Annotated in this window: 16 protein-coding genes; 5 read left to right on the top strand and 11 right to left on the bottom strand. The window is 41.9% G+C overall.

The window, feature by feature from the left end; all coding sequences use genetic code 11:
• Positions 1 to 20: 20 nt before the first annotated feature.
• Complete coding sequence (locus GPK88_RS04975; protein WP_173762684.1) at positions 21 to 2,078, bottom strand: hypothetical protein; 2,058 nt, start codon at positions 2,076 to 2,078, stop codon at positions 21 to 23.
• A gap of 26 nt (positions 2,079 to 2,104) precedes the next feature.
• The gene (locus tag GPK88_RS04980; RefSeq protein ID WP_294411316.1) at positions 2,105 to 2,482 is read right to left on the bottom strand and encodes a response regulator; all 378 of its coding nucleotides are present in this window, start codon (positions 2,480 to 2,482) and stop codon (positions 2,105 to 2,107) included.
• Positions 2,483 to 2,707: 225 nt separating this feature from the next.
• Here GPK88_RS04980 and GPK88_RS04985 point away from each other — a divergent pair, with 225 nt between their 5' ends.
• Positions 2,708 to 3,415 (top strand): LytR/AlgR family response regulator transcription factor, encoded by a 708-nt coding sequence (locus tag GPK88_RS04985; RefSeq protein ID WP_148445086.1) that lies wholly within the window; start codon positions 2,708 to 2,710, stop codon positions 3,413 to 3,415.
• A gap of 11 nt (positions 3,416 to 3,426) precedes the next feature.
• Positions 3,427 to 4,746 carry a sensor histidine kinase gene (locus tag GPK88_RS04990; RefSeq protein ID WP_148445085.1) on the top strand — a complete coding sequence of 440 codons (1,320 nt, stop codon included), beginning with the start codon at positions 3,427 to 3,429 and terminating at the stop codon, positions 4,744 to 4,746.
• Between the two features lie 58 nt (positions 4,747 to 4,804).
• On the opposite strand, the gene GPK88_RS19575 is transcribed toward GPK88_RS04990, so the two are convergent.
• The 5 genes from GPK88_RS19575 to GPK88_RS05015 all read right to left on the bottom strand — a co-directional run bounded on the left by GPK88_RS19575 (position 4,805) and on the right by GPK88_RS05015 (position 8,453).
• Positions 4,805 to 5,023: an ATP-binding protein gene (locus GPK88_RS19575; RefSeq protein ID WP_243111665.1), complete on the bottom strand. Its 219-nt coding sequence runs from the start codon at positions 5,021 to 5,023 to the stop codon at positions 4,805 to 4,807.
• Positions 5,024 to 5,152: 129 nt separating this feature from the next.
• Positions 5,153 to 5,662 carry a nucleoside-triphosphatase gene (locus GPK88_RS05000; protein WP_227190589.1) on the bottom strand — a complete coding sequence of 170 codons (510 nt, stop codon included), beginning with the start codon at positions 5,660 to 5,662 and terminating at the stop codon, positions 5,153 to 5,155.
• Positions 5,663 to 5,696: 34 nt separating this feature from the next.
• Positions 5,697 to 6,596: a class I SAM-dependent methyltransferase gene (locus tag GPK88_RS05005; protein WP_173762686.1), complete on the bottom strand. Its 900-nt coding sequence runs from the start codon at positions 6,594 to 6,596 to the stop codon at positions 5,697 to 5,699.
• 24 nt (positions 6,597 to 6,620) lie between these two features.
• Complete coding sequence (locus GPK88_RS05010) at positions 6,621 to 7,406, bottom strand: ABC transporter ATP-binding protein (protein WP_118699498.1); 786 nt, start codon at positions 7,404 to 7,406, stop codon at positions 6,621 to 6,623.
• Between the two features lie 3 nt (positions 7,407 to 7,409).
• Positions 7,410 to 8,453, bottom strand: a complete 1,044-nt coding sequence (locus GPK88_RS05015) for a FecCD family ABC transporter permease (RefSeq protein WP_148445083.1) — start codon at positions 8,451 to 8,453, stop codon at positions 7,410 to 7,412.
• 171 nt (positions 8,454 to 8,624) lie between these two features.
• Between GPK88_RS05015 and GPK88_RS05020 the strand changes: the two genes are divergently transcribed.
• The gene (locus tag GPK88_RS05020) at positions 8,625 to 9,752 is read left to right on the top strand and encodes an ABC transporter substrate-binding protein (RefSeq protein ID WP_148445082.1); all 1,128 of its coding nucleotides are present in this window, start codon (positions 8,625 to 8,627) and stop codon (positions 9,750 to 9,752) included.
• A 90-nt stretch (positions 9,753 to 9,842) separates the two neighbouring features.
• Here the strand turns inward: GPK88_RS05020 and GPK88_RS05025 are convergent, their stop codons facing one another.
• Genes GPK88_RS05025 through GPK88_RS05040 form a run of 4 tightly spaced genes read right to left on the bottom strand, consistent with a single transcriptional unit; the run spans position 9,843 to position 13,748 of the window.
• Entirely contained in the window at positions 9,843 to 10,703 is an 861-nt protein-coding gene (locus GPK88_RS05025; protein WP_118699501.1) for a TylF/MycF/NovP-related O-methyltransferase, read from the bottom strand.
• Positions 10,700 to 11,725 carry an XdhC family protein gene (locus tag GPK88_RS05030; protein WP_118699502.1) on the bottom strand — a complete coding sequence of 342 codons (1,026 nt, stop codon included), beginning with the start codon at positions 11,723 to 11,725 and terminating at the stop codon, positions 10,700 to 10,702. Before GPK88_RS05030 ends, GPK88_RS05025 begins: the two co-directional genes overlap by 4 nt.
• A 27-nt stretch (positions 11,726 to 11,752) precedes the next feature.
• Positions 11,753 to 12,826: a histidine phosphatase family protein gene (locus tag GPK88_RS05035; RefSeq protein ID WP_148445079.1), complete on the bottom strand. Its 1,074-nt coding sequence runs from the start codon at positions 12,824 to 12,826 to the stop codon at positions 11,753 to 11,755.
• On the bottom strand, positions 12,819 to 13,748 hold the full coding sequence (locus GPK88_RS05040; protein ID WP_173762688.1) for an NTP transferase domain-containing protein: 930 nt from the start codon (positions 13,746 to 13,748) through the stop codon (positions 12,819 to 12,821). Before GPK88_RS05040 ends, GPK88_RS05035 begins: the two co-directional genes overlap by 8 nt.
• A 167-nt stretch (positions 13,749 to 13,915) precedes the next feature.
• On the opposite strand from GPK88_RS05040, the gene GPK88_RS05045 reads away from it, so the two are divergent.
• Entirely contained in the window at positions 13,916 to 14,176 is a 261-nt protein-coding gene (locus tag GPK88_RS05045; RefSeq protein WP_173762689.1) for a hypothetical protein, read from the top strand.
• Positions 14,177 to 14,213: 37 nt separating this feature from the next.
• Positions 14,214 to 16,976 (top strand): molybdopterin-dependent aldehyde oxidoreductase, encoded by a 2,763-nt coding sequence (locus tag GPK88_RS05050; protein ID WP_118699506.1) that lies wholly within the window; start codon positions 14,214 to 14,216, stop codon positions 16,974 to 16,976.
• Positions 16,977 to 17,046: the final 70 nt, after the last annotated feature.

Consider the following 17,046-nt stretch of genomic DNA (forward strand, 5'->3'; position numbering starts at 1 on the left):
ACTCCCGATACAAGTTTTGTTTATGCGTTTCCAAGTACAGCTGAGATTTTAATTTCTTTTTCCTCTTCGCAAAGATCAAACGCTTCATTATCCTGTACGGTAAAGTGAACTTCGTATAATATATTGTCAGATAAAGTATCTGGTGTTTCACCAGCTTCTGTCTGAATATGCCACAATTCTGCAGGGACCTCTTTTAAAGAACCATCTGTTTCATAGGAATAAAGTTTAAGACTTCCAGTTTCTCCGGATATACCCTTCATACGCAGAGCAACCGTAGTATTTGGATGAACATTTTCAACTGTGACAGTATTCAGCCATCCTGTTACAGTTCCCTGTCCGCCATCAGCCTCAAACTTATCCTGACTTAAAACGTTTCGGTTAGCCTTGTCCAGATTGACTTTACGATAAGGCATTTCCGGAAGATATACAAATCGATCCTGTAATCTCAGAAGTTCAAGATATCCGGTTGGACAATAGAGGGCATTTCCACTGTTTCCTGCATACATGCCAATCGCCATGTTATTATATCCAGGTTTATTTGATACATTCATCGTGAACACAGTTTTACCGGTCTCAAAATCAAGCATAATATACTGCCACATGCTGGTTTCCATATCCTGAACATAACCGTAAATGTATCCGGTCGCGGTAGAAAGCTTCAGCATAGAAGTGTCAGAGAGATCACTTCTGCACCAGATGCTCTTCATTTCATAACCATCATCTGTTTTTATTGTATCTACGCGTTCCACACCAGGAGCAATCATGCTGTTTCCCTGTCTTAACCAGTTTACATCATAAATATTTTCATAGCTCTGTATGGATGAGTCGCTGTCTTCTTTCCCAAGGTTGGCACTTCCAGCACCAAACCAGTTGCACACGATCGTACTTACTGTTCCGGATCCGTTATCGTATACGATTGCTGAGTTTTCAACAGATACCTGTACATCCTCAGGAAGTTCATCGATGACTGGCATGGTTGCCATTGTTTCACCGGTTTTCATGTCCAGTGCAAGCAGATTTACCGGGTTCTGGTTGTCTGTAAACATAACAAGATCCTTTGTCAAAGATGGGGAACATCCACTTCCCCATGCAAGACAGCCACCGGTTGTAGAATCTCCTTCTTTGCTCTCTTTGGCACCGACACTTTCATAAGCAGTCTGCCATACTTTATTTATTCCATTATCTGCCTGGAACAGATAACAGTTTGTATTTGTAAGGATTACAGCGCCATCTTTTGAAGCAGAAATTCCGTTTTCTGCACCTTCACCAGGAGTTAATTCGTATACAAATACGGCATCTGACAGGTTTATTTCTTCACCGTTCAGAATAGAATCAATGGCCGCCCGGGAAATATAACCAACTGCCCCTTGCTGTTTTCGATCAGGATAAATACGGAATCCACCTGTTGCAAACCACAGATTTCCATCATAATCAAATACGACAGAAAGAAGATTCTGATCCAGTGTTTTTCCAAGTTTTTCTTCGGCAGCTGCTTTTATATCAATATCAAGTACCTTTTCAAATTCAGGAAGGACATTACCTTCGTCATCAGTTGCCTTCAGCATAAGAACATGATTGTTGCTGGTAGGACATACCAGACGGTTGCTCTCATCGACAAAGGAATAGGAACTCTGGATCATATAACCACCACCATCATGCTGTTTTGGAGAAAAGCAGCCCAGTGTCTGAGTTTCATCAGCATTGATGTCGCGAATGGCGAGCCCGCCAAGGAACGGAACTACGGCATGTCCGTAAGTGTCAAAAAAGATTGCAGGAGAAGCATTTGGATTTGTCTTCTCATAAGAAACATTGATTTCTGAATAGATATCAACAGGAAGCACTTCATCTGTAGAGTCAGTATTGTAGCAGTCATGGTGAATATTGGAATCACTTTTTGCCATATAAGGATTTTCATCCACTATTTTGGCTGTCAGAGATTTTATTGGTAATTCTGTTGATTCAGAGGTTTCGGCTGCTTCTGTTGGTATTTCATCGGCATATACGGCAGTCAGGCTGCCTCCAGATGTCATAGTGATCATTAATGCTGTCATTGCAAGGAATAAAGTTCTTTTCTTCATTCATTTTCCTCCTGAAATTATATTGTTTAAATGATTGTTTTTTTCAATCTGAACCAGGCTCTGAGACCTTCCTGGATTTCATCGTCCCTCACTGGTTCCAGAAAAAAGTATTCTACACGAAGCCTGAAAGCATGAAGTGAAAAATCTAAATTGCTGCACCAGATAATTCCACAGCCAGGAAATAAGGAGCGCAGATGTTCTGCCGCATTGAGTCCATCTATTCCAGGTAGTACAAGAAGTACAATATCTGGTACATGTGTTTGTATCTCTTTAAAAAAAACTTCCTGATTCTGATAAGTTTCAAGTAATGGAAAAAGCTTTTGATTTATGCAGTAATCATTAATTACTTTTGCGTAATGTTCCCCTTCATGTTTTAAATCAGTTAATACTGCAATACGATACACAAATCTCCTCCTTTCACCTATATTTAAAAGCATATTTAGTGGAATCAAGTAAGTTATTGTGAGGGATATTCGTTTGTTTTATTATATGAAAAGTAAGAAGAATTTCAAGAATTCTGTCACGAAACAGCAGAAAATGGCACGAATTGCAAAAACACTTTCATGGATTGGATAAAAAAATTATGCTATACTCTTTATATGTTTCAGAAACATGAAGGGGGAGCGACTATGAGAATTGCGATTGTCGATGATATAAAAGAAGAGCGTGCGGTATTGTATGGATGGCTTAGTAACCAGCTTTCAAAAAGGAATATTCCTGGTGATTTCGTTGAGTTTGAATCAGGAGAAGAATTTCTGGCGGCAGCAAAAGAACGCCCTTTTACCGTAGTGTTTTTGGATATTTATATGAATGGCGCAAATGGAATTGAAATTGCAAGAGAACTTAGAATGTCAGATTCAGATTGTTTCCTGATTTTCACTACCACATCCACAGATCATGCATTGGAAGGATTCAGAGTCAGGGCACTGCATTATCTTGTAAAACCATATAACGAAAAAGAAATTTCAACACTGCTTGATGAAATACTCTCCAGAATTCCAGATTCTGGAAAGTACATTGATGTAAAAGTGAATGGAAGTAACATACAGATCCCTTTTAAAAATATTATTTACGCAGAACATTTTTCACACATGATCCATATACACACTACGGGTGGAAAGGAGATGCTCACCCGTCAGTCTTTTGAGGCATTTACGGCTTCGCTGAAAATGGATTCTCGCTTTTATTCATGCAATAGAGGGATTGTTATCAATTTGGAGCATGCGGTTGATTTTGATGGAAGTATGTTTCTTATGGATGATGATAATAATATTCCTGTCAGTCGTAAGCTGCTTAAAAATGCAAGGCAGACTTTTATGGAATTTTTGTTTCAGTGAGGAAAATAAAAATGAGTGAAATAATGCGTCCGATATTGGAAATTGCTGTAATTATTCCGGGTATGCTTCTTGCATATCTGCCGGTAAAGGCCTGCCTGAGGCAGGCTCCTTTTAAACTTGGATTATGGATGTTTCCGCTGCTTTTGGGAATCAGCCTGTCAGGAGGTATTGTCTGTTATTATTTTCAGATTATGACTACTTTGTTTTTGATTCCTGTATTGCTGTTTCTCATGCTGCTTTATCATAAAACTCTTCAGATCTCCATTTGGAAATCCAGTAGTATTTTTCTGGCAGTCTGTGCTGTTTTTGCGTGCGTAAAAAGTCTGTCCAGGGCAGTAAATGCTATTATGATCTTTGAACCTGATATCGCAGAAAAACAATTATGGTTATGTGTGAAAGCAGGGATTTTTTATAATCTCATCTGTCTGAGCTTTGTATTGATTGCATGGTATCCTGCCACGCATATGGTACGGATTCTGATAGCAGATGAAAATTTCGCTCAGACGTGGTATATATTCTGGATCCTGCCGTTGATTTTTATCGGATTAAATCAATTCATGGTCCCAAAATATCAGAGTACTTTATATACAGGGCAGATTTTACAGATTTACATAGTAGTCAGTATTGTTCTTTTAATAATTCTGACTCTCTTTTATGCGATATTTCTTATGATGGCATTAAGTCTGAATAAAAATGCAAGGCTTCAGCAGGAAAATCATTTCCTTTCTCTGCAGCGCTCCAGATATGACAATCTTTGTGCGGCTATTGAAGAGACAAGACAGGTACGTCACGATATCCGGCATCATTATCTTCAGCTGGCTGCATTGGCAGAAAAAGGTGATATGGAAAAAATTAAAGAATATCTTTCCAGTGCCGACAGAAAAATGCCAAGTTTTGATTTCCATTTCTGCGATAATCAGGCCGTAGACAGTATACTTGGATATTATTCGGATCATGCAAAACAAGAAGGTATTCCTTTTCTGGCACAGATTGATATTCCAGAGAATTTTGCCGGGGATGAGATGGATATATGTCTGGTGCTCTCAAACCTTCTGGAAAACGCAATAGAGGCAAGTCTGAAGACAGAAGATTCCAGAAGAAAGATTGTTATAAAGATGTATTTGCATCATACACATATTCTTCTGATTCAGGCTGAAAATAATTTCGATGCAAAGATACTGGAAAAGAATGGTGTTTTTCAGTCTACAAAACATTCGGGAAATGGAATAGGAATTCAATCCATACGCCATATCACAGAAAGAAATGGTGGTGCCAGCAGCTTTACATATAAGGATGGTGAATTTATGGCAAAAATCATGATCCGAATATAAAAGAAAGATTATCGATTGGATTGAGTTTGTGAGTAATGCAAAAAACACAGGAATATATTCATTCTGTTTCACGCATATTTATACCGTTCATCTCTAGACGACACATATGGTGCTTATTGGTGATACATGTAAGGCACGCATCAGCGTAGGTGTTATCGGCAAACATATCGAACCATGTACTGGCTGGAAATTGCGAGATACCTACAGTTGATTTCCTGCCATCCCTGGTATCAAGGACTTCAAAGAGATCCCGGTATTTATCAAGATCGAGTTCCATAAGACCGAAATCATCAATCACAAGCAGCTCCAGTTTGGTCAGAACACTTTCGCATGATGCTCTGCTTATTCTGCTGGATGAACCGACCAGTAATCTGGACAGCCTGAATGAAACAGTGATCCTGAAGGCTCAAAAATCCGACAGAATATGCTCACACAAAGAGGAATTATTTCGGTTGCTTTCGGAAAGTGTAATTATCTCGACATTTGGATGATTTACTATTTCAGGCCAGCAGGCTTCTGCAGGTTCCTGTAAGACGCCAAGAACAGGAATCTGTCCATCAAGAAGATGTAAGATTTCCTCACGGAATAAAGCAGCTTTTGCCTCATGTGGACCAAGCTCATCCATAATGAGCAGGGAACAGTCAGAACACATGGAAAGAATCCTGCAACCAAGACAATTGAAAGTATCTGCAGTATGCTCATTGGCTTTTCCGCACACAAACAGAAGATTCTGTTCATTTGGATCTCTGGATTCTGTCAGATGATACATATGGACAGAATACTGATCTCCCAGATATTCTTTTGTCCGTACGGTCAGAAATCCGTCTGCAGTTCCCTGGTAATTCTTTAATATTTTTTGAAGCAACGTAGATTTACCAATCTGTTTTTTTCCGGTTAAAAATATATGTCGAGCCATATCAGAATTCCTTTTTATTTTGTAGTAATACCGATTATTTTGCCATGCTATCATTTATGACAGTTCTGTAATCAGGTCGAACTGTTTTGTTTCGAACATCCCAGAGAATTCTTCCATAAGCGGAATGTGTGACTTCTTTGATTTGTCCGTCTTCATTTAAATGGGTGTGAATCCAGTCGGTGATCTTATGTACATTTTCCAGTGTGTGTTCCTCAGATGGAAGCATGTGTTCCATAAGAAAGTCAATGTATTGTTCGTCCGGAGTTACCCAGGTTTCGCGGTGAGATTTTTCATAGCTTGTTTCAGGATCATAGCCAAGTAAAAATAATATATTAAAAAGAGAGAAAAACCATCGACCATTCCACTGAGGCGTTAGTTGTCGGCCAAATACATCCTGCATGATCTGTTCCCGGAGTAAGTTCCGTCTTTCAAGATGTGTGGTGTTACAGCACCATGCCCGGCTCATTTCAATGGACTTCATCAGTCCGTTCATACCATGGAGTGCGGGGGTCATTGAACTGAATACAAGATCAAAGGCATGTTTATAACCTGCTTTTTCGATATCTAATTTTTGAAAGTCACATACATAAAGACAGGCATTACTTAATCCTTCTTTTTGAATATGTTCCATTCCGTGTGAGATCATTTTGTCGGAGATATCAAGTCCGACTACTTTATGTACGTGCCTGGCAAAGGCAGCAACAAAACGGCCGGGTCCGCATCCGATATCTGCCACATCATAATTTTTGTCAAGAAGTCCCTTTTGTTCGAGATAATTTATTGCACTGACAACACGTTCATTTCCTTTTTGATTCTTTTTGCGTGCATTTTCCCAAAATTCTGCACGTCTGTTCCACATTTCTACCGACTGCTCATTCATATCTGCAGACTGAGATTCCTGCAGAGAAATAAAGTAATCCAATACAGAATTCATTTAAGCTCCTCCCTGAAAACTGCTTCATGAATTATTTACAGGTAAACAGATGGTCCGTTCACATCCGTAACGGTCATGTGCTGTTATAACATCCATTTCAATATCATATACGGATTGTAGTGTTTCAGATGTAATGACCTCCTTGGGAGTGCCGAATCCAACGACTTTTCCTGTTTTCATGAGGAGAACCTTAGTACCGACAGAAAAAGGGTGCTCAGGGCTGTGTGTCGACATGATAATGCAGTATCCCTGACGGGCAAGTCCTGAAATTACATTCATGAGAAGCTGATGATTTGCATAATCCAGATTTGCTGCCGGCTCATCCATGATAAAGATTTTTGCAGACTGACAGATGGCCCGGGCAATTAAAACCAATTGTCGCTGTCCGCCACTTAAAGATGTATATTTCTTGTTGGCAAGATGCAGTGCATTTACTTTTTCCAATGCAGAGAAAGCAGCCTCACGGTCAGGTTCTTTTGGGGTTTCAAAAGCCGAAAAATGGGAAGCACGTCCCATAATTACGACATCAAGAACGGTATAGGCAAATACGGGGGAATGGTATTGAGGAATATAGGCGATCATATTTGCCAGTGCCTTCGTTGTAAAGTCATGAATGTTTTTTCCGTCAATGGCTATTTTTCCATCAGTAACAGGAAGGGTTCCCAGCATCATGCGGAAGAGAGTTGTTTTTCCGCAGCCATTAGGGCCAAGCAGGCAAAGTACATCACCATAGTCGGCATTGCAGCTGATACCTTTTAAAACATCTCCATTTCCGTAACCGCCAAAAACATTTTCTATTGTCAGAAGCATAAACTATGCACGCTCCCTTCGTTTGATAATAAGATAGATAAAAAATGGAGCACCCATGATGCTTGTAACAACACCAAGTGGAAGTTCCATGGATAAAATGGAGCGGGCAATGTCATCAACCAGTATCAGATATCCGCCGCCAAGCATAGCGCTTGCAGGTATCAGTCGGTTATAATCCACGCCTACCAGTGCGCGTGCCAGATGTGGAATCATTAATCCCACCCATCCGATCAGGCCGCCAAGGCAAACAGCTGCAGCACTGAGTAGGGTTGAAGCAATGATAAAAATCAGACGATATTTACGAATATTTATTCCAAGACTTCTGGCTTCTTCTTCATCTAAAGTGAGCAGATTGATCTGCCAGCGAAAAATAAAGATCATACTTAGTCCAATGATCATTGGAATGACACTCCATACAAAAGAATTCATAGTAGTCTTGGTCAGACTGCCCATGAGCCAGAAGGTGATCTGTTGAAGAACGTCATTGGGATCTGCAATGTATTTGATCATGGTTACGCCCGCATTGCAGAGTGACATGATCATAGTTCCTGTCAGTACAAGACTGAGTGTGTGAGAGTGTGCAGACTTTCGGCTGATGAGGTAGGATGCGGCAACTGCAATCACACCGCCTGCAAAAGCAGAAAGCTGAATCACCCAGTTTGAAGCTCCGTTTAAAATAGCAAAAGCAGCACCAAGACTGGCACCGGATGAAACACCAAGGATGTCCGGAGATACCAGCGGATTGCGAAACATTCCCTGATAAGTGGAACCTGCTACTGAAAGGGAAACTCCAATAAATAAAGCGGAGAGGATACGCGGCAGACGGATATTCCAGAATATGGTAGCTGCCTGCGGCAAAATATCTCCCTTATAACCAAATTTTGATAAAAATGCTTTCAGTACCTGAGAAGGCGTAAGCGGATAATATCCGACTCCAAAGGAAAGTATTATAATTATAAATAAAATTACCAGCATAACTGTCAGTAACAGACGATGATGTTTTCGCTGGGTGGTATTTATTTCTTTAGCGTTATCTGTCAAATTCATGATCACTCACCTTGTGTAACTTGACTAACTGAGTTTATGGCGCTATACTCAGAAAAAAGCGAATTGCTTTTGAAAACTATTCGCATATATATTATAATGCGAAAAAGTTGTATAGTCAATTTAATAAACGTCAAATCTGACTGAATATGGAGAAAAGAAGGGAGAGAATTTATGAACAAAAAGCACAGACATCTTTTGGCGTTGCTGTTATGCTTCGTGATGACAGTCAGCCTTTTTGCAGGTTATTCGGAAACAAAAGCGGCTTCGGAAGAGACAACACAGAGTGAGGAGCAGACTGAAACACAGGAAACCGGGGAAACACGTGAGATCACAGATATGGCTGGAAGAAAGGTTACTGTCCCGGCAGCAGAAGATATAGAATCTGTTTTTTCGACAGGCCCGGTTGCTGCAATTTTTATGTATATGGTTGCACCTGATAAACTTCTGGGATGGAATTATGAATTAAATGACGTTGAGAAGTCAATTATTCTGGAAAAATATCATGATCTTCCGAATTTTGGAATGGGAGATGCGATCAATTATGAAGCTGTAATTGCTGCTAATCCTACAATTGCACTTAATTGTGGCAAAATCAATGATGCAATGGTTTCTGACTGTGATACGTTATCGAAAAGTCTGGGAATCCCGGTTATTGCAGTGGATAACGAACTCAATAATTCGGCAGAGGCGTTTCGATTTATGGGTGAACTTCTTGGCGTAGAGGATCATGCAGAAGAGCTTGCTGAGTATTCAGAGAAGATATTTACAGATATTGCTTCACTTGCGGATATCCCGGAAGACGAGAAGGTCAGTGTATATTTTGGCAATGGAGAGGATTCTCTGGAAACTGCACCTAGAGGATCTCAGCATGCACAGATCCTTGATGCGGTCAATGTAACCAATGTTGCAGATCTGGAACTTGGAGACGGATCTCGCGTTCAGATTTCAGCTGAACAGCTTCTTGCGTGGAATCCAGATGTGATCGTTGTAAATGGTGAACCAAAAGCAGACAAAAGCGGAAACTCTGCAGCAGAAGATATTCTGAGCAATCCAGACTACGCTTCGTTAAAAGCGGTACAGGATAACAAAGTTTATGGAACTCCAAATGCACCGTTCAGCTGGGTGGATCGTCCGGCCGGACCCAATCGTCTGATTGGTATGCGTTGGCTCTCCGCAGTGGTTTATCCAGAATACATCAAATGTGATGTTAATGAAGAAATACGTGAGTTTTTTAATCTTTTCTATCATGTTGATCTATCTGATGAACAGTTGGAAAATGTTCTTAAAGGAACTTTATAAATGTCAGGCAGAGACGTGGAATAAGACTATACAATGAGATAAAAATCTCCGGTTCAGAGTGAACCGGAGATTTTGGCATATTAAGAAAAGTCATATCTTACGAAGTATTGCACTTCCATGCAGATCACATACAGGATCTGCGAAGAGATGGTTTTTCTGACAGAATTCATCAACAGCTTTTTTGCAGCCGGAGAACTGTGTGCTGTACACATCATGGATCAGGAGAACTCCGCCTGTAGAAAGGCGTTCATAAAACAGTGGAAGCGCAGCGGCAGTCGGAGCGTAGAGATCAGCATCCAGAGATACGAAACAGAAATCTGCATCTGTAATATCGGCAAAAGTATCCGGAAACCATCCTTTATGGATTACAGTCCGTGCAGGATCAGGCATAATGCGAAGAACAGAGTCAACATCAGTAGAAGAGAAATCACCTGTTCTGGCACGGGACAGATTACAGGAGGTCTCTATTGCCACATCTTTTTCTGAAAATCCCTCAAAAGTATCAAAAAGATGGATTTTGCGATCTGGAAAGGCAGCACTGATCAGGGAAGAAAATTCACCCTGAAAAACACCGAGTTCGGCAACATCTCCCGAAATATTTAACTGATAGATCTGCTCTGATAAGAGACGCATAACAGCAATCCGTGCATCGAACATGCGAAGGGCAGATGGATCACAAAATGGTCCGTGATAACCTAAGCTTTCCATCTGTTTTCTCATAGAGTTACGTCGTTCTTCATCTAATACACCCAGGATGATCAGATCCGGAAGAAGTGCAGCTGCATCATCTGGCGAACAGACAGGAACATGGCCAATATGCTGTCCATGCTTCCGGGAATCATTATCGGCAAAGCACAAAAGTTTACAGGAACTGCCAAGTAGTCTTGCAGTCATCTGTCCAATCTGTCCGGCACCAAAGATTACAGTTCGATATACAGGTTTTGTCATCATTTTGCGGCAGCCTTTCTGTCGGCACGAACCTCGATCATCTGTCCTGTGATGGAGATTGCTATTTCAGCCGGTGTTTCTGCTTTAATCTCAAGTCCTACAGGAGAGACAATCCGTTCCAGTTCTTGTTCAGTAACATCGTACTCTTCCACAAGCTTGCGGAAAACAGCAGCTTTTTTTGCACGGCTTCCGATAACCCCGATATAACATGCTGGTGTGGCAAGAAGCTGTGCCTGTACGATTGTGTCATAAGCATGCCCACGTGTCATCACGCAGCAGTAATCTGCATCTGTGACAGAGATACTCTGGTCCAGATGATTAAAATCACAAAGTATCGTTTCAACTGCATCCGGGAAAAGCACAGGATCAATAAATTCCGGGCGGTCGTCCAGAACGACACAGCGGAAATCAACACTTGCTAATATTGGTACAAGCTTTTGCGAAACATGTCCACCACCAAATACATAGACAGTTCCGGATGTGCCTATTTGTTCTGAAAACAAATCATAATCATCACCGCGATAACGGCATGGCTGTGCAGATAAGGACGATAATATGGATGAAGGAACAGCGGCATTTCCGATCAGGCCATAAGAAGGGCTGTAAAGACTCATGCCGGAGGTTGTCTTAAGATCACAGATCAGCCAGAAATCCTTTCGTTCCTCGTATGATTTTGCGGCAGTTTCTGTAATCTCTGAAATAACCGGATCATTATGATCAAGATACTGGAAAAAGACGGTAACATCACCACCACAGATCATACCGATATTCTCAACATCCTTACGGTTCAGTCGGAATTCATGTTCGCAGGATTCTTTTTTCTCAAGAATATCCTGAGCCATAAGTTCAGCACGATACTCGACAGCGCCGCCGCCGATAGTGCCTGCAATTCTACCGCTTTTTCCGATCAGCATGCGGGATCCGGCACCTCGTGGAGTCGATCCTGATGATGCTGTGATGGAAGCAAGCACAAGGTCATTTCCCTCCAGAAATTGCTGTTTTATTGTCTGAAATAATGTTCTCATATAAAAAACCTCCGGTAATTTTGTATGTTAAAGTGTTATGTAACAGATGGATTGTATCATATCCTGCAGCGCGCGAGCCTGCTTTAACTGGCGTTCGTGTGATTTCATCGCTTCCGGACTTTTGCATTTATGCAGATTGTCAGCAAATCTTTTTTCGATAGATACACGCTGTGTTTCCTCAATCAGTTTATCAGCCAGAAAAACAATAGCCGTTTCATCCAGTTTTGTTTCTTTTAAACCATGATGCTGTGAAATGATCTGGCTGATTTCGGGATAACCTAATTGTAAGAAAAGGTCACCGCCTGTTTTTGTGTGATGTTTCTGAAGTCTTGCAATATCATGCAGAAGCGCACCGGAGCGGATGAGCTGCTGATCAAAAAGATATCCATGAACTTTAAGTATATCACATAAACGGCAGGCCAGTTCCGTAACGGCATCGCTGTGAGCCTGTACATGCTGCGGGAGATCAACAGAATTCCTGAGCATCCGACATAATTCATCATTCAAAACAGGATGCGGCAATATGTAATGTGAATCAGATAAGGCAGCATTTCCCTCTGCATCTACTCTTAGATGATAATAAGAGCCGCATGGAAGCCGGAACTTCTGTATGTCAGATATTTCCGGATAAAGCATCCATAAATAAAAAGAGATCACATCCGTATGAGCGACAACCGCAATATTACTGTCCGAAGAATGAAGAATCCTGGAAATCGCCTGTGAAAAGCGTGTACCGGATTCCAGAGGAGTCTCTGCTCCTGGAATCGGACATTCCGGATTTTTGCCACGTGCCTCATAAATCGCCGGCCATTTTTGACGTATTTTATCAAAAGAAAGGCCGTCCCACGATCCAAGATTTCGTTCTGACAGTTCGGAAACAGTCAGATGTGGAAGGGCAGGTGCTATATGACTGGCTGTATCGACAGCCCTTGATAAAGGACTGCAGTATATTGCAGAGATCTTATCGGACAGTTCCTCGTGCAAAAGGACTGCCTGTAAGTGTCCAAGCATGGATAAAGGCAGGTCAGTCTGTCCGATACAATAAGAATGTTCATCCGGATATTGTGGCTTTCCGTGTCGTATCAGATAAAGATCACGCATTAAAAAATCCTCTGAAACAATTTTCAAATATTTTTTCTGAACAGTTTCGTGTTTCTTCTGAAAAACGCGCATATCGTTTCAGAAACTCTTCACCGTATGGTGTCAGTTCACTGTGACTTCCGTTTACACCGCCCTGGCTTCTGCTGATCAATGGTTCGTGAAGTTGCGATTCCAATGTACGGATCAGATTCCAGCTGGTGGAATAGGAAATGTGCATATGCTCACAGGCATCGCGGACAGAGCCTGTTTCATGGATCAGCGTCAGAAGCGAATAAAGCTGTTCATCAAAGAATACTTTTTCGCGAGCCAGCTGAATGTGGATTTCTGAACGGATCAGACTCTGGTTGTGTGCATGGAGAAGCTCGGCATAATCCTCTGGTGTGTCGGCATCGTGAATGATTCCGGGATCCTCCACATTCAGAAAATACATGGGTGTGCCGCAGTGCTCTACAGCACCTTCAAGACCTGAATTGCCGTCATCTTTCAGGATGGAATCAATAAGTGAGGAACGGAGCAGGATCGGGTGACCGGGTTTACCCTCACAGACCGGAGTTACAAGAGGATGGTCTGCGGAGAGCATTTGAGTGACAGTCCGGGCTGTAAACAGTGGAACGTCCACAGGGGTAAAGAGCACTGTATCAACCTTGTCTTTCAGATACTCCAGTCCGATCCGGACAGAATCAAACATATGAGTTGTTGCATAGTCTTCGTTTCGAAGAAAGATTACATTATTGGAGGCAAGATGGCGCTCCAGCACATCTGCCTTATATCCTGTTACCACAACTACTTTAGAAATCCCGGCCTGCCGGAAATTATTGATCACTCGCTGGGCAATGGAAATGGATCCAAGCTGAAGCATGGGTTTAAAGTCTCCCATTCGTGATGATTTTCCGGCAGCAACAATCAAGGCACCTGTCTGCATGATAGTCACCTCCTTAAAGGCATTGTATAAAATTAGTACTATTATATCATAAAAAAAAGAAAATTGTGTGAAAATAGCCAAATTTTATTTAATTGTAATTTGCAATATTGTAAAAAAGCATGATAGAATGAATATATACATAATGATGTGGACAGGAGAACTTTTTCATGGATAAGATTTTTGAAATTACCGCAAAAGAAGTTACCATACAGGTAAAAGATGAGCGTACGGGAGTTGAATACAGCCGGACACTTCCGATGGATTATTACGAAAATGCAAATGTATTAAAACTCAGCGGTGAGAATCTGGATGGAAGCAGTTCTTCCATTGTTTTCTATTCTGCCAGAGGAATGGAAAGACTCAAAGATCTGACGGGCAAGGGTGCGGATCATGATACATGCGGAACACATAAGCCGGAAGATCAGTAACATAATAGGGACATTTTTTTAACAGGAGGGATGCAAGATGATCAAAAAGACATTGAAGATCAATGGTGTTGAGAGAATCCTTATTCTTGATAAGGATGAAACACTGGCACAGGTTCTCCGTAATCATCTTCTTCTTACGGGATGTAAGATTGGCTGCGGTGAGGGCCATTGTGGAGCTTGTAACGTAATTATGAACGGAAAAGTTACAAGATCCTGTATCTATAAGATGAGTCGTGTTCCGGATAATGCAGAGATTACAACCATTGAAGGTGTGGGAACAATTTCTGATATGCATCCGATCCAGGTTGCCTGGATGGCATACGGATGTGCACAGTGTGGTTTCTGTTCTCCAGGTTTCATTATCTCAGCGAAGGTTCTTCTTGACAATAATCCAAGCCCGACTCGAGAAGAAGTAAGAGAATGGTTTAACAAACAGCGTAACCTTTGTCGCTGTACCGGTTACAAGCCGCTCATCGATGCAACTATGGCAGCAGCAAAAGTTATGCGTGGCGAGATGACAAAAGAGGATCTTGTTTTTAAACAGACCGGTGATTCTATTGTTGGTACAAATTATATTCGTCCATCAGCAGCACAGAAGGTAACAGGTACCTGGGATTTTGGTGCAGATGATGCCTTAAAGATGCCGGAGGGAACTCTTCGTCTGGCACTTACACAGGCAAAAGTTTCTCATGCGAACATCCTCAGCATTGATACAACAGAAGCAGAAGGCATGCCGGGGGTTTTCCGTGTTATCACTGCAAAAGACATTAAAGCAGCCGGCGGAACAAACAAGATTAATGGTCTTGTAATGCTTCCGAAACACAATAAGACAGATGGATTTGAACGTCCGGTACTCTGCGATGAGAAGATTTTCCAGTTTGGTGATGCGATTGCAATCGTAGCAGCTGATACAGAAGAACATGCACGTGCAGCGGCAGATGCAGTTAAAGTTGAGATTGAAGAACTTCCTGCATATATGAATGCAATGGATGCGATCGCACCGGATGCGGCAGAAATCCATCCAGGTGTTCCAAATGCATTCTTTGAGACAAACTGTATCAAGGGACCTGATTTTGACTGGGACAGCATTCCGGATTCACAGCAGGTAGAGATCGAATCCTACTGTTCACGTCAGCCACATCTCCATCTTGAACCGGACTGTGGTTATGGCTACATTGATGAAGATGGTATGATAACAGTGCATTCCAAATCTATCGGTATTCATCTCCATATGCCGATGATCGCTGATGGTATCGGCGTTCCGATGGAGAATTTAAGAATTGTTCAGAACCATGCGGGAGGAACCTTTGGTTACAAGTTCTCTCCGACAAATGAAGCCCTGATCGGTGCAGCTGTAAAAATTCTTGAGCGTCCTGTATCTCTGGTATTCAATCAGTTCCAGAACATTACTTATACAGGAAAGAGATCTCCTGCATTTATGAATATTAAACTTGCGGCAGATGAAAATGGTAAACTCCTTGCTCTCTGGGGCAACAATTATGTGGATCATGGTCCATATTCAGAATTTGGTGATCTGCTTACCATGAGACTTTCTCAGTTCACAGGCGCTGGTTATGGAATCAATTCTATCCGTAACAAATCTACAACAGTATTTACTAACCATGCATGGGGATCTGCTTTCCGTGCTTACGGTTCTCCGCAGTCCTATATGGGATCTGAGATCGCAATTGATGTTCTGGCAGCAAAGATGGGAATCGATCCGTTTGATATGCGTGAAATGAACTGTTACAAGGAATCTGAAGGAACCACGATCCCGACAGGTTATCCGCCGGAAGTATATTGTGAGGAAGCACTGTTCAAGACTGCACGTCCGTTGTATGAAGCAGCTAAGAAACGTGTTGCCGAGAAGAATGCAGCTTCTGATGGCAAGATAAAATATGGTATCGGTGTATCTCTTGGTGTTTATGGCTGCGGACTTGATGGTGTTGATACATCCAATGCTTTTGCAGAACTGAATCCGGATGGAACTGTTACAATGTATGCTGCATGGGAAGATCATGGACAGGGTGCGGATATGGGCGTTCTTGTATCATCTCATGAAACACTTCGTCAGGCCGGAATCAGACCTGAGCAGATCAAACTTGTTATGAATGATACTAAGACATGTCCGAATGCAGGTCCGGCAGGTGGTTCTCGTTCACAGGTTATGTCAGGCAATGCATGCCGTCTGGCAGCAGAAAACCTTGTTGCAGCAATGAAGAAAGAAGATGGAACGTTCCGTACTTATGACGAAATGGTAGCGGAAGGTCTTGAAACAAAATATGAAGGTAACTGGGTAACAACCTTCTGTGCAGATCATCCGATCGATCAGGATACGGCACAGGGTGATCCGTTTGCAACTTATATGTACACGATTTTCCTTCCGGAAGTTGCAGTTAATACAGAAACCGGCAAGGTTACTGTTGAGAAATTTACATGTGTTGCCGATGTAGGTACGATCATGAACAGACTTCTTGTAGAAGGCAACTTCTATGGTGGCCTTGTACAGGGTGTGGGTCTTGCTCTGACAGAAGACTTTGAAGATTTGAACCACGATACCACTCTGAAAAATTGTGGTATCCCATACCCGAAGGATGCGCCGGATGATATTGAACTTCATTTCAATGAAACCTATCGTCCAAGTGGCCCTTATGGCGCTGCCGGCTGTGGTGAGGCTCCACTGGATGCTCCGCATCCTGCAATCCTGAATGCAATCTACAACGCGACAGGTGCACGTATTACACGTGTTCCTGCCCGTCCGGAAAGAGTTCTTGCAGCATTGAAGGAACTTGAGAAATAAATCATAAATCTGATTTTATCATGTGATATAATGAGGGGAGACGGTAAACTGTCTCCCCTTTAGAGACGAA

This window comes from Blautia sp. MCC269, from assembly GCF_018785655.1.
GTDB lineage: Bacteria > Bacillota > Clostridia > Lachnospirales > Lachnospiraceae > Blautia_A.

Excerpts from the sequence above, each read along its gene's own strand:
- GPK88_RS04975 (WP_173762684.1), bottom strand. The coding sequence starts at position 2,078 with ATGAAGAAAAGAACTTTATTCCTTGCAATGACAGCATTAATGATCACT.
- GPK88_RS04985 (WP_148445086.1), top strand. The coding sequence starts at position 2,708 with ATGAGAATTGCGATTGTCGATGATATAAAAGAAGAGCGTGCGGTATTG.
- GPK88_RS04990 (WP_148445085.1), top strand. The coding sequence starts at position 3,427 with ATGAGTGAAATAATGCGTCCGATATTGGAAATTGCTGTAATTATTCCG.
- GPK88_RS19575 (WP_243111665.1), bottom strand. The coding sequence starts at position 5,023 with ATGGAACTCGATCTTGATAAATACCGGGATCTCTTTGAAGTCCTTGAT.
- GPK88_RS05000 (WP_227190589.1), bottom strand. The coding sequence starts at position 5,662 with ATGGCTCGACATATATTTTTAACCGGAAAAAAACAGATTGGTAAATCT.
- GPK88_RS05005 (WP_173762686.1), bottom strand. The coding sequence starts at position 6,596 with ATGAATTCTGTATTGGATTACTTTATTTCTCTGCAGGAATCTCAGTCT.
- GPK88_RS05010 (WP_118699498.1), bottom strand. The coding sequence starts at position 7,406 with ATGCTTCTGACAATAGAAAATGTTTTTGGCGGTTACGGAAATGGAGAT.
- GPK88_RS05015 (WP_148445083.1), bottom strand. The coding sequence starts at position 8,453 with ATGAATTTGACAGATAACGCTAAAGAAATAAATACCACCCAGCGAAAA.
- GPK88_RS05020 (WP_148445082.1), top strand. The coding sequence starts at position 8,625 with ATGAACAAAAAGCACAGACATCTTTTGGCGTTGCTGTTATGCTTCGTG.
- GPK88_RS05025 (WP_118699501.1), bottom strand. The coding sequence starts at position 10,703 with ATGATGACAAAACCTGTATATCGAACTGTAATCTTTGGTGCCGGACAG.
- GPK88_RS05030 (WP_118699502.1), bottom strand. The coding sequence starts at position 11,725 with ATGAGAACATTATTTCAGACAATAAAACAGCAATTTCTGGAGGGAAAT.
- GPK88_RS05035 (WP_148445079.1), bottom strand. The coding sequence starts at position 12,826 with ATGCGTGATCTTTATCTGATACGACACGGAAAGCCACAATATCCGGAT.
- GPK88_RS05040 (WP_173762688.1), bottom strand. The coding sequence starts at position 13,748 with ATGCAGACAGGTGCCTTGATTGTTGCTGCCGGAAAATCATCACGAATG.
- GPK88_RS05045 (WP_173762689.1), top strand. The coding sequence starts at position 13,916 with ATGGATAAGATTTTTGAAATTACCGCAAAAGAAGTTACCATACAGGTA.
- GPK88_RS05050 (WP_118699506.1), top strand. The coding sequence starts at position 14,214 with ATGATCAAAAAGACATTGAAGATCAATGGTGTTGAGAGAATCCTTATT.